General features: G+C 60.9%; 10 protein-coding genes. 4 read left to right on the plus strand and 6 right to left on the minus strand.

Annotated elements, in window-relative coordinates; all coding sequences use genetic code 11:
* The first annotated feature begins 101 nt into the window (after positions 1-101).
* From CKO35_RS00630 to CKO35_RS00640, 3 genes are all read left to right on the plus strand, one after another.
* Positions 102-1,565 carry a sensor histidine kinase gene (locus CKO35_RS00630; RefSeq protein WP_200171517.1) on the plus strand — a complete coding sequence of 488 codons (1,464 nt, stop codon included), beginning with the start codon at positions 102-104 and terminating at the stop codon, positions 1,563-1,565.
* The gene (locus tag CKO35_RS00635) at positions 1,558-2,979 is read left to right on the plus strand and encodes a sigma-54-dependent transcriptional regulator (protein WP_200171519.1); all 1,422 of its coding nucleotides are present in this window, start codon (positions 1,558-1,560) and stop codon (positions 2,977-2,979) included. Before CKO35_RS00630 ends, CKO35_RS00635 begins: the two co-directional genes overlap by 8 nt.
* A 428-nt stretch (positions 2,980-3,407) precedes the next feature.
* Positions 3,408-3,812 carry a DUF4168 domain-containing protein gene (locus CKO35_RS00640; RefSeq protein ID WP_200171521.1) on the plus strand — a complete coding sequence of 135 codons (405 nt, stop codon included), beginning with the start codon at positions 3,408-3,410 and terminating at the stop codon, positions 3,810-3,812.
* Between the two features lie 81 nt (positions 3,813-3,893).
* Here the strand turns inward: CKO35_RS00640 and CKO35_RS00645 are convergent, their stop codons facing one another.
* Positions 3,894-6,047 carry a GGDEF domain-containing phosphodiesterase gene (locus tag CKO35_RS00645; RefSeq protein ID WP_200171523.1) on the minus strand — a complete coding sequence of 718 codons (2,154 nt, stop codon included), beginning with the start codon at positions 6,045-6,047 and terminating at the stop codon, positions 3,894-3,896.
* 166 nt (positions 6,048-6,213) lie between these two features.
* On the opposite strand from CKO35_RS00645, the gene CKO35_RS00650 reads away from it, so the two are divergent.
* Positions 6,214-7,329 carry a cobalamin B12-binding domain-containing protein gene (locus CKO35_RS00650; protein ID WP_200171525.1) on the plus strand — a complete coding sequence of 372 codons (1,116 nt, stop codon included), beginning with the start codon at positions 6,214-6,216 and terminating at the stop codon, positions 7,327-7,329.
* Positions 7,330-7,333: 4 nt separating this feature from the next.
* Here the strand turns inward: CKO35_RS00650 and CKO35_RS00655 are convergent, their stop codons facing one another.
* From CKO35_RS00655 to CKO35_RS17845, 5 genes are all read right to left on the minus strand, one after another.
* Positions 7,334-8,110 carry a sirohydrochlorin cobaltochelatase gene (locus CKO35_RS00655; RefSeq protein WP_200171527.1) on the minus strand — a complete coding sequence of 259 codons (777 nt, stop codon included), beginning with the start codon at positions 8,108-8,110 and terminating at the stop codon, positions 7,334-7,336.
* 8 nt (positions 8,111-8,118) lie between these two features.
* Entirely contained in the window at positions 8,119-8,679 is a 561-nt protein-coding gene (locus tag CKO35_RS00660) for an LbetaH domain-containing protein (protein ID WP_200171529.1), read from the minus strand.
* 89 nt (positions 8,680-8,768) lie between these two features.
* Positions 8,769-9,707, minus strand: a complete 939-nt coding sequence (locus tag CKO35_RS00665) for an SDR family oxidoreductase (protein ID WP_200171531.1) — start codon at positions 9,705-9,707, stop codon at positions 8,769-8,771.
* Between the two features lie 198 nt (positions 9,708-9,905).
* Positions 9,906-11,198, minus strand: coding sequence for a heme biosynthesis HemY N-terminal domain-containing protein (locus tag CKO35_RS00670; RefSeq protein WP_200171533.1), 1,293 nt, complete (start codon positions 11,196-11,198; stop codon positions 9,906-9,908).
* Between the two features lie 3 nt (positions 11,199-11,201).
* Positions 11,202-12,443 carry a uroporphyrinogen-III C-methyltransferase gene (locus CKO35_RS17845; RefSeq protein ID WP_200171535.1) on the minus strand — a complete coding sequence of 414 codons (1,242 nt, stop codon included), beginning with the start codon at positions 12,441-12,443 and terminating at the stop codon, positions 11,202-11,204.
* Positions 12,444-12,525 lie beyond the last annotated feature (82 nt).

The following is a 12,525-nucleotide window of genomic DNA, read 5'->3' on the forward strand; positions in this document are numbered from 1 at the left end:
ACTTAAAATCCATACGGAACAAGCGATTTTCCGCATGCCGACCATGTCGTAGGCTGTGCTAGAGTGTGCAACCCGAGCATTTCTCTTTCCGGGTGGCTCACATGCCTTTTTTCGCCAGCCCTTACAGTCTCCGTGCGGCCCTGCTTGGTTTTGTCCTTTTTCCCCTGCTCCTTGTGGTATTGCTGGCGGGCTGGTCCGGGCTTCGCAGCCTGGAATCCCACGTTGAAAAGCGCATGCAGCAGGATATCGAGCTGGTGGCCCGGGCCATCCAGCTGCCTCTGAGCGATGCCCTGGCCCATGATCGCCTCAATCAGATCCAGCAGGCGCTGGACTCAGCCTTTCGTATCGATCAAGTCTACGGCGCCTATGTCTATGATGATTCGGGACGGCTGGTCGCCGCCAGTGGCCCTCGCAGTCCCTCCATGGAGCGTCGTCGGGATGCGAGGCTGGCCACCGTGACCGGGACGCATGGGATATATGACGACCGCAACGGAGATGAGGTGTATTCCTTCTTCATGCCTCTGACCGACGCTGGTGGGCGCATCAACGGTCTGTTGCAGGTGACGCGGCACGGCAGCGATTTCAGGGATGATCTGGCGCAAGTGCGTTCCCGCTCCCTGCTTGCCTTGGCGGGAGTGGGTCTTCTGCTGCTGGCCATCGTATTTTGGGGACAGCAGCGGGTTGTCGGCAGGCATGTGGACCGTTTGGTGGTGTTCATGGCCCTGGTGGGTCAGGGAGACCGGACTGCCCGGGTGAAGGTTGAAGGTCCCCATGAGTTTCGTGTACTGGCCGAGGCGATGAATCGGATGCTGGCTGGGATCCAGCGCTCGACCGCTGAACTGGAGATTCAGCGCCAGCGGCAGAACACGCTGGAAGATCGCTTGCGTCAATCGGAGAAACTGGTGGCCATTGGCCAGTTGGCCGCCGGCGTGGCCCATGAGCTGGGTACGCCCCTGGGGGTGATCAATGGACAGGCCCAGAGAGCCCTGCGGCATACGTCGCCGGAAAGCAGCCCCGGCCAGGCCCTCAAGAAGATTCGCGGCGAGGTGCAGCGCATGGATCGGATTGTGCGCCAGTTGCTGGATTTCGGTCGCCGCAACCCCAGCCGTACCCGTCCAGAGCCGGTGGGGCGTCTGGTAGCAGCCGCCCTGTCCCAGGTGGCCGAGCAAGCCAGGGAGGCTGGTGTGAAAATAACGGTGCTGAACGACGATCCCGGTCCCACCATGCCCATGGACCGAATCCGGCTGGAACAGGCACTGACCAATCTGCTGAGAAATGCCCTTCAAGCCTCTTCCACGGGGCAGGTTCATCTGTCCTGGTCCACCACCGGTGGATGGCTGGAGTTGCGGGTGGACGACGACGGGCCGGGGATCGATCCGGCCCACCGTAAACGCTTGTTCGAGCCCTTTTTCACCACCAAGTCCGTGGGAAGCGGCACCGGCCTGGGATTATCCGTTGCCCATGGCGCCGTCACTGAACACCATGGCGAGATGAGTGTGGAGGATAGCCCGCTGGGTGGTGCCCGGCTGGTGATCCGTCTGCCGCTGGAGACTGTTGATGCCTGATGACGCTGCCACCCATCTGAAAGGACCGGTGCTGGTGGTAGAGGATGACCGGGCCCATCGGGAACTGGTCATGGATGAATTGCGCGATGCAGGGCTGGTGGTATGCGGCGCCGAAGATGTTGACGGCGCAAAAAAGAGGCTCTCAGACGGTTCGATCGTACTTGTGATCAGTGACCTGCGTCTGCCCGGAGAAGACGGACTGGCCCTGTTGAATCATTGTCAGCAGCTCCCCCTGTCCCCGGCATTTATCATGCTGACGGCCTTTGGAACGATTCCCCAGGCCGTGGAAGCCCTCAAGCAGGGGGCTGATGACTTTCTCACCAAGCCCGTGGATCTGGACCACCTGGTGATTCGGGCGCGGCGGGTACTTCAAAACCGGCAGCTTCAGGTGGAGGTTCAGCGTTACCGGGAGCTTTTGCAGGCGGAAGATTTCCATGGCTTGATCGGTAACAGTCCGCCCATGCAGGCCTTGTATGAGCAGATTCGACGGATAGCCCGGGCTTCCGGACCGGTGCTGGTGACGGGAGAGTCAGGAACCGGCAAGGAGCTGGTGGCCCGGGCCATCCATGAAGAAAGTGATCGATCCGGCGGGCCCTTTGTGGCCATCAACTGTGCCGGCATTCCCGGTGAACTGATGGAGAGCGAACTGTTCGGGCATGAGGCCGGCGCATTCAGTGGTGCCAGGGAGGCCCGGCGAGGTCTTTTCGCGGAAGCCCACGGAGGTACCCTGCTGCTGGACGAGATCGGCGAGATGCCCATGGCCATGCAGGCCAAGCTGTTGCGCCTGCTGCAGGATGGCAGGGTACGTCCAGTGGGGGGGAATCGGGAAATCGTGACCGATGTCAGGGTGGTGGCCGCGACAAACCGGGATCTGGAATCCATGATCCGGTCGCGGCTGTTTCGTGAAGACCTGTTCTACCGTCTGGAAACCTTTCGTCTGCAGATCCCTCCCCTTCGGGATCGTGGGCAGGATATTGATAGACTGGTGGCCCGCCTGCTGGCCCGCTTCAGCACGGCCATGGACCGGAATATCCGGGGCATTTCTCCCGAAGCCCTTGGATGTCTGCGTCGTTACGATTTCCCCGGCAACGTGCGCGAGCTGACCAACCTGATGGAGCGGGCCGTGACTTTCTGCCGTGGGGATACCATCGAGGTGGGTGATCTGCCCGAGCGCCTGAATCCGGTGCGGGCTGATTCAGCAGAGGGGGGCAAAGGGCTTTCCGTCTGGAATGATGACGAACCCTTGCCCACCCTGGCCGAAGTGGAGTCCCGCTATATCCATTGGGTGCTCAAACGCCTGGACGGCAACAAGCGTCAGGCAGCCAGGGTGCTTGGTATCGGTCGGCGGACCCTGTATCGGCGCCTGGGGGAGGCCGATGAGGCGGCTTCCGACGAGGATGTACTGCAAGATTAGTCTGCATGGAACACCCGCTCCTTCCGTGGCTGGTCTGAAGGCGGGCGTGGCGGATTTCCCCCCTGCGACTGGATTCCCGCTTATGCGGGAATGACTGCGCTGGTGACACTGGCGTGCAACGAAACCGGACCGGATGTCTGCTCATGGGGGAATGACATATTCAGACAGGGCATCCCTGGCATCCAGGCCGTACCTGTTGCGCTGGGTAGAGATGCGGGTGGTGAACGAAGTGGTGCCTTAGGGGCACGTAGCAGGCTGACCCATGTGTCATTTTGATCCAGTTTGAGCGCTGTTGGGTTATTTCTGTATTTGTTGTTTGTAATTAATAAAATCAGTGATTTATGATTTTTTTTTTGGGTTTTTCTGATTGGCATGGCATCTGCATACTAGGTCAGTCGACATTCACTGAAACCTAAAGGAGACGCCCCATGAAGCGCACTTTCCTTCACGGCCTGCCCATCACCCTGACCGCCGCTCTCCTGCTGGGAGCGGCTTCCCACGCCATCGCCCAGCAGGAGGAGGGCAACTTCGGCGCCCAGCCGCCGGCGGGCATGGAGCAGCAGGGAGCCACGGTGGATCCCCATACCCTGGACCGTTTCGTGGATGCCTTTGTGGCGGTTCAGCTCATCCGTGATGATTTTGCCCGCAAGCTTCAGGATGTCAGCGACGAGGCGGAGGCCCAGGCCTTGCAGCAGGAGGCTCAGGAAGAAATGATCAGCGCTGTGCAGGATGAGGGAATGAGTGTTGAGGAGTACAACCAGGTGGCCATGAGCCTGCAGAGCGACCCGGCCATGCTGCAGCAGGTCCAGGAGATGGCGGCTGAGCGGATGTAACCGGGTCAATCGGAGGGTGTGAATCCTCCGTTTCGCTACCCTGCCGGGGAGGCGTTCGCCTCCCCGGTCTGGCTGGAGTTTTTATCCGGATTTTTTCTGTTGCAGTGTCTTCCACAGGCCCGACTGTTCCCAGTCTTCGATCCAGGGGATGATCCTGTCGGCTTCCATGGGGCGTGCAATGCCGTAGCCCTGGACCACCGGGCATCCCATCTTCATGAGAACCCGGGCATGGCGCTCCGTTTCAACACCTTCGGCAATGGCCTCCAGCTGAAAGGAGATGGCCAGGCTGACCACACTTTCCACGATGCTGAAATCTTCAGGATCATCAAGCATGTCAGCCACAAAGCCCTTGTCGATCTTGAGGGTATCCAGGGCCAGGCGTCGCAGATGGATCAGGGATGAATAACCGGTGCCAAAGTCATCCAGGGCGAATCTGACACCCAGCGCACGGCAGTCCTGCATCGCCAGTGACGCCATTTCCCAGTCTTCCACGGCGGCACTTTCCAGAATCTCTATCTCAAGATCGCCTGGCGCCAATCGAGGATAGGTCAGCAGCATGTCAGCCAGTTTGTTGGCAAATCCAGCCTGAAGCAGGTGTGTGGCGGATACGTTCACGCTAACGGAAATGCTCCTGCCGTTCAGCTTCCAGGCATTCATCTGGTGTAATGCTTCGGCCAACACCCAATCACCTATCTGGAATTCCAGATCTGTGTCGATGATCTGGGGCAGAAAGGCTGCCGGAGGCAGGATGCCCTGTTCCGGGTGCTTCCAGCGGATCAGTGCTTCAACGCCCTTGATCCAGCCGCTTCTCAGATCCACTTTGGGCTGATAGAACAGCAGGAATTCACCCTGTTTCATACCCAGACTGATGCGCTGTCTCTGTTCGCGCAGCATGTCTATCGTCCGGGCATGGGATGAATCAAATATGTGGCATGCGCCCCGGCTTTTCTGTTTGGCCAGGTACATGGCTTGATGAGAGTGACGCAGCAGGGTATCCGCATCCACTTCCGGAATGGAGAACGCAATGCCCATGCTGGCTGTCAGGCTGACGTCGCCATGCCCATCTTCACCGGGCATGGGCTGGACGAAGCTCGCACTGAGCTTGCGGGTGACGGCATGAATCTGTTCGGGATCCATAAGCGAGTGGACGATGATGACGAACTCATCCCCTCCCAGGCGGGAAACCGTATCGGCTTCGCGTAACGCGCTCTGCAGGCGCGTTGCAATCTGGCAGAGCATCAGGTCTCCAGCCTGATGACCCAGGCGTTCATTGATGATGACGAAATCATCGATGTCCAGGGTAATCACGGCCAGATGGAGGCCCTGCCGGTGATGATAAGCCAGGGCCTGGTTGAGCCGGTCCATCAGTAGATGACGGTTGGGCAGTCCTGTCAGTGGGTCATAATGGGCCAGAAAGGCGATCCTTTCCTCGGCCTGCTTTTTGTCAGTCAGATCGCTGAATACCGCCACATAGTCATTTTCGCCATCCTCCCCCGGCACCCGGCTGATGGTGGTCCATTGGGGGTATTCTTCGCCGTTCTTGCGGCGGTTCCGGATTTCTCCCTGCCAGGTACCGGTGTGGAGGATGCTTTGCCACATGGCGTGGTAGAAATCCCCGTCATGATGGCCGGATTTGAGCATATTGGGAGTGCTGCCAACGGCTTCCCGGGCTGTGTAGCCCGTAATCTGGGTGAATGCACGGTTCACCGACAGAATCCTGGCTTGGGCATCGGTAATGATGATGCCTTCCTGGGCATTCTCCATGGCTCTGGCGATGCGGGCCAGGTCCCGGGTGCGGGCCTCCAGTACTGTCTGGACCTGTTTGACCGGGGTCAGGTCCGTATGAGCCCCCAGCATACGCACGGGGCGCCCCTGGTCATCACGGATGGCCAGGCCCCGGCATCGGATCCACAGTAGCGAACCGTCCTGATGGGTATAGCGGACAACCTGATCAAAGGGAAAGGCGGGATCGGCGAAGTGTTTTTCCAGCACCTGATAGACGGATTTGAGGTCATCCGGGTGCATCAGCGCCTGCCATTCGCTGGCAAACGGCTGCTTTTCACCGGGGTCGTAGCCCATCATGGTCCAGAAGCGGTCACTCATCCATTCATGTTCCGGATGTTCCACATCCCAGAACCAGATGCCATCCAGGGTGGCTTCCTGCAAAAAATCGAAACTCTGTGCATCCCTTTGGATAAGCTCGTAGAGTTCCCGTTTGAGATAATGGTCAGCCATGTTCCCGATCCAGGTCTGGTGCGACGGTCATTACGTTCGTCCCGGACTGGTCCGACCCGGGTTGGTTCTGGAAAACGGGCGCCATGGGAAATACTTACTTCACGTCGGTTATACGCATGTTGAGAATTGTTTTTTGTTTGGCGGGAGTGTCTTTTTGAAGACTCGCATGGCTCGAACAGCTACCGGATGCAGCGTCCATAGTGGTCGATTCAGGTTGGATGAAGAGGGGGTGCGGCAGTTTGAGTATCACAGGGAAGAACTCATCCGCTTTTCCAGCCATCGTATCACGGCACGCTTCCCGGAAATCTATGTCGACGGTGGGGCCTTTGGTTCCGATCGGTGCCGGGAGGAGCTGACCTTCCTGCTGGAGTTTATCCGCCCGGCGTTGGTTTTTGGCATTCTCGAACCTCTTGAAGACTGCCTGCGCTGGCTGTCTGCCCTGCTGCAACGCCGTGGTCTATCTACCGAGGCAGTGCTTTATGCACTGGAGGAGATGAAGATTTGCCTGTCAAGGTATCTTTATGGTGAGAATCGACAATGCATGACCGATCTGCTCAACCATGCAGCGATGATTTTGTGTGAAGACAATGGCGGGACTTTCGAGGATGAGGCGATTGTGCTGGAGCCTGCCGCCGGAAAGATGATGCAGGCATTGATTCGTGGTGATCGAAGTACGGTCTGCATGTTGATTGAGGAGGCATTGTCCGAAGGGAACAGCCTGATGGAGGCGGAGCGCCGGTTGTTGCAGCCGGCACTGTATCAGGTGGGCCATGAATGGCATGCCAACCGGCTTTCCGTGGCCAGGGAACATCTTGCCACCACAACGGCTCAGGATGCCATGGCGCAATTGCTGTTCAAGCAGCCCCCTTCCCTTGGGAATGGCCGGCGGGCGCTGTTTGCCGCACCCCCCGGCAACCGGCATGTCCTGGGTTTGCGGATGATTGCGGATGCCTTTGAAATGGCGGGATGGTCCGTGCAGTTTCTGGGCGCGGATGTGCCGCTGGAATCCCTGCTGGGGCAGATCCAGGATTTTGACCCTCATCTGGTGGGATTGACGGCCTCATTGCCGCAGCATCTTTGGCCTGTGCGCAGCCTGGTCGAGGAGATACGGGGGCATCAGACAGGAACATATCCACTGATCCTGGTGGGCGGCATGCTGATCAACCGGGTGCCGTCCCTGGCTCTGGCCATCGGTGCCGATCTCTGGGCAGCAGATGCCTGTGATGCGGTCAGGCTGGTGGATGAATGCATGATCAGTGATTATCTTCCGCCCGATTGCTGATTGATTACTCCAGCGTGGCCAGGGCTTGCCCGGCGATCCAGGCAGCGATTCCGGGGTACTCCCCCAGTCCCTTGAAGACGGGCGTGCAGGTCACGCCTTCGGCCTCCAGCCGGGATTGCCAGCTGTCCGGGTCCGGACCCGCCATGTCGCGGCGCGCATGGCCGGCGGTGGACATCATGAGCGGCAGCAGGAAGGCACGCCGATATCCTTGCGACAGTAGCCGGGACTTCAGGTCTGCAAAGGAAAGGCCGCCCCCCAGGCACCCCAGATGAACATCGGGCTCCATCCGGTTCAGTGCATGGGCCAGGGCCTGGTAATGCAGATCACAGCGTCCCGCGCGATGACCGTGGCCCACGAAAATGACGGCTTCTCCAGGCATTCTTTCGGTCGGAAGCCCTTCCAGCAGCGCCTTGACCACCGCCTCCAGCGAGGCGCAGGTGGAGAGCAGTGGGGGAGTCACCTGAACTTCAATCCCGGAAACCGCCTCGCAGGCCGCCCGGAGTGTGCGTCGCATGAGGTGATATTCATGGCCGGGGACAACGAAAAGTCCCGTGACACCGACACGCCCATGACCTCCCATGGCCAGATCCGTCAATACACGGACCAAGGCCTCCCGATCATCACGTCCCTGCCCTGCCGGGAGGGAGAAACGGAGTAGCTGCGGGGGACGGTTGCCCGCCCGCTGCAGGATGGCCGACTCGATCCCTCCGAGAGATGCCTCGACCCCGGCCCCTCCCCTGGAAATCAGCAGCACGGTACTCGCAGGCGGGGGCACGGGCATCAGGTGGTTCAAAGCTCGTTCTGAATCTGCTTGTAACCCTGAACCAGTCGGACGTTGGTCTGGGCCACATCTTCGGAAAAGCTTGAAGCGTCCGGTGTCACCGGCTGGATCTGGGCCAGGTCTGTCTCGGAGTGAACATTGCTGGTGGACGGGATGTAGAAGGACGCCGGGACTTCGCAGTCTTCCACTACCGAGTTGTGTCGGATCACGGAGCCTTCTCCTACCTTGCAGTTGAACAGCACGGTGTTGAAGCCGATGAAGACCCGGTTGGCAATATGACAGGGGCCGTGAATGATGGAACGATGGGCAATGGAGGAGTTTTCGCCGATGGTGACCGCGGCACCGGATTTGGAATGGATCACCACCCCGTCCTGGATGTTGGAGTTGTCACCGATGATGATGGGCTCCATGTCACCATCGGCATTGAGTTCATCGGCGCGGATCACCGCATAGGGTCCGATGAAGACATTTTCGCCGATCACCACCTTGCCGCAGATGATGGCGGTGGGATCGACAAAGGCGGATTCGGCCACCTTGGGGATATGTCCGCTGGGGTTTTTCCTGATCACGGCAAGTTCTCTTGTTGTCTGTGTTCGCAGGCCCCGGGATGCTGCCATCATCCGGGAGCCGAGGCAATGCGCGGGCAGCTTCCGCCCGCTCAATGCCCCAGTGACTTGCGGCTGATGCGGTAGGGATGGACTGCCGTGCCGGCCAGCTCCGAGGCCTGCTCCGCGTCCAGGGAAGCCTTGATACCCGCCTCCATGCGCGGATACAGCAGATCGACTCCCAGTTCCACCGGCGCACGGCCACACAGCACCACGCGTGATTCCCGCAGGTACGACATCATGCCTGGTGGGATGAGTCGTTCGGCTTCGGCAAAACTCACACTGGGCGGGCGTTCCAGGCCGGCGGCATCGGCGGTGGCATGGACGAATTCAGTCATGGATCGATGGTCGCCGTCACCCACGTTATAGATCTTGCCGGCGGCACCGTGATCCAGTGCAGCTACGCACAAGGCTGCCAGATCGTCCGCATGGATGCGATTTCCAGGGCTGGCTTCATCCGGACAGATGACCGGCTCTCCTTTCAGAATGCGGTCAATCGGCAGGCGGCCGGGGCCGTAGATGCCGGGTGCGCGCAGGATCACTACCGGGATGCCGGTCTCCTGCATCAATGCGGTCAGACGCCGCTCCGCGTCCAGACGCCGCCGGCCCCGATCCGTCTGTGGGGTGGGCTCGGTCAGTTCATCCACCTGCCCTCCCCCCTGGTCACCGTAAACACCCGTAGTGCTGATGTAGACAATGTTGTCCGGCGGCAGGCGTCGACACAGTTCCACTAACGTCCCCGTGCGGGGGTCTTCGATGCCTTCGTTGGGAGGCGGGGCACTATGCAGGACCAGCGCCCCGGCCAACGGCAACGCCTCAAGCCTATCACCGGTATCCAGATCGGCAAGCAGGGCTTCGATCCCCTGGGACCGGAGATACTCCGCACGCTCCGGGTTTCTCACCACTGCGGTGACCCGGCGACCTGAGTGGTTGAGCCGGTGGGCAACCCGCTCGCCCACGTACCCGCAGCCCATGATCAGTACTGGTTTCATCAGTTCGTTCCTGTCGGCAGATGGGGCTATTGACTAGTAAATAGCAATCGATCCCGGAAATCCATGTTTGTAGGCCTGTCGACGGACATGCCGGCAAAAGAAAAGGGCCGCCGGAAAGATCCCGGCGGCCCATGGGTACTGCCTGAACCGGCTCCCGCCTCTTCTTCAGGGGCGGGTGACCGGTGATTGCCTGATACTTCAGGCGGTGCCGGAGCTCAGGCTCGGCAGGGCGGCGGTGCCACCCTTGGCGACCTTCTTGCCCTTCTTGGCGGGCTGGGCGGCGGCCACTGGAGCGGCTTCCGCTTCGGCGCCGTCCACGGCCAGTTGCAGGCCCTTGCGGTAGGCGTCCTGAGCCAGCTTTTCTTCACCCACCTGATCCAGCAGCTCACCCAGCTCACGATAGGCTTCCGGGCTGGCCTTGGCGCTGATGCTGGACTCAAGGTACCCACGGGCCTTGCCCCACACCTTGGCCAGTTTGCACAGGCGTCCCAGGGCAAGCAGAAGCACGGCATCACGACGGTGGTCACGCAGCCAGCCTTCGGCATAACCGATGGCACGGCTGACGTCGTTCACGGCCAGCTTGCCGTAGAGGTGTACCAGGTTCTGATCCCAATGCTGCTTGATGGCGGCACGCAGGACGGCTTCGGCACGGTCGGCCTCGTTCATGGCCACGAGGGCCTGGGCGTAGGCGGCGACCATGCCCGGGTTGTTGCGGGAGACCTTGGGCAGGTTCACCCAGATGCCTTCCAGCTTGCCCAGTTCGTTGGCGGCAGCGATTTCACGGGCCTGGGCACTGAAGGCTTCTGCTTCCAGTTTTTCCAGGGTTTCGTTATCAAAGGCCTTGGCCTTGCGCAGATCGGGCATCAGCCCCATCAGCGACTCGCTGTCGCCCACTTCCTGGCACAGACGGGCCTTGAGACGCAGCAACTGCTGATTACCCGGGGCCACATCGTTCAGATGACGCAAGGTGCTGATGGCCTGGGCGTGCTCGCCGTGGGCGATCTGCAGTTCGGCCTGGGTCAGGCCCACGGCCACTTCGGTGTTGCTGCCGGACTGGGAAGCCTGACGCAGGTACTCGTCACGACGGTCGTAAGCCCCCTGCATCTGGGCCGCACGGGCGGCGGACAGATAGTTCAGCATGGGGGAGTCACCACGCTTGGCGGACTGTACCAGCAGCTTCTCGGCCTTGGAGTAGCGGCCTTCGGTCATCTCGGCCAGGCCCAGGGCCAGACCGCGCTGACAGGCCACGGCCTTCTTCTGCTGACGCTTCTCGCTCATGCGACCGGGCAGGCCGAACACACCCACCAGGAAGCGGATCAGGCCATAGACCACGGCCAGGATCACCACCAGGGCGATGATGAAGAAGGCCATGGAGGTCTGCAGGCTCATGTCAGCGTAGGCAAACAGGACGTAACCGGGCTCCTCCATGAACATGAGGGTGGCCACGGCGGATACGATCAGAACCAGAAAAATGACGATCAGAGATTTCATTGATTACCCCTCCAGCCCGCTGAGCTTCTCAAGAGAGCCACTGATATCGGGCCGTTCGGCGCGCAGTTCCCGTTGTTCCAGGTCCTGCAGACGCTTCAGCAAGGGTGCGACCGGCTCGGAGGCGAAGTACTCCACCAGCAGTTCCTGGGCACCCTTCAGGTTGGCGCGGTAGTCCTCGGCATCCAGACGCAGGGCGGCCAGACGGGCGGACTCGATGCGCAGGGCCAGTACCTGACGCATGAACAGTTCAGCGTCGGCATCCGGCATGGAGCGAACGGGCTGAGCGTGACGGCGCACGGTGACGTGCTGGTTCAGTTCGTTCATGACCTGGAAGTAGGCACGCTCCCACCAGGCGGCGTCTTCGGCGGGCTCGCCATTGACCATCAGCAGGCGGGCTGCGCCGTTTTCGGCCTCGGGCATCTTCAGCGGCATGGGCTTGAGCTCGGCGGTGATCTGCTCCAGCTCGGCGACCAGCTGGCTCACCTGGGTGCCGTCATAGCTTTCCAGGGCCTGCTTCTCGAGGGCGATGGCGTCGCGCACTTCACCGAAGCGCGGATCACCGATGGCCTTGAGCATTTCGTCGGCGGCATTGAGTGCGGCCAGGGCACCCTGTGCATCATCCATCAGGCTCAGGCGGTGATCGGCAATGCGCATCAGGTAACGCACCTCGGCCACCTGCCATTCGCGGTGAGGACGCGCGGAGTCATCCTGCAGGGCGGTCAGACCTTCCTCCAGGGTTTCCAGGCGGCGGACCTGACGCTGCTCGATGCCGGCCACATCGTTGCGGGCCTTTTCCAGGGCCTGGGCCAGTTCATCGCGCACTTCCCTTTCCAGACGGCTGATGGTGTCCGGCAGGGCCTGGGTGCGTTCCTGCATCTGGTTGAGTTCGCGCAGGGCGGTGCTCAGGCGGTCATTGGTGGCATTGACCATGTCCTGGGCCTTGTTGGCGTTGGACGCGGCGTTCATGCCGATACCCAGGGCCAGCACCAGGGCCACGCCACCGACGATCAGCGGCATTTTGCTGCTGCGGCCACTTCCGTTGCCACCGGCACCCGGAGGCGTGGGCGGGACGCGACCGCCGCCGTTGGAACCCGGGCCGGTTGCCGGCTTGGCAGCGGCAGGGGCGGAAGCAGCAGGCTTCGGCGGTTCGGTCTTGGTGGTGCCGGTACTGGACTTTACCGGTTCGGATTTGTCGGACCCGGCTTTTGGCGAGTCGGTCTTCGGGGTTTCTGGTTTGTTGTCCACGGGTTTAGATGCCTCGGGCTTTGGGGTTTGGGATGGGTCGGCCCCGGCCTTGGGTGCATCGGACGCACTGCCCCCGGCCGCG

Origin of the sequence: Ectothiorhodospira shaposhnikovii (genome assembly GCF_016584105.1) — a bacterium.
GTDB classification, from domain to species: domain Bacteria; phylum Pseudomonadota; class Gammaproteobacteria; order Ectothiorhodospirales; family Ectothiorhodospiraceae; genus Ectothiorhodospira; species Ectothiorhodospira shaposhnikovii.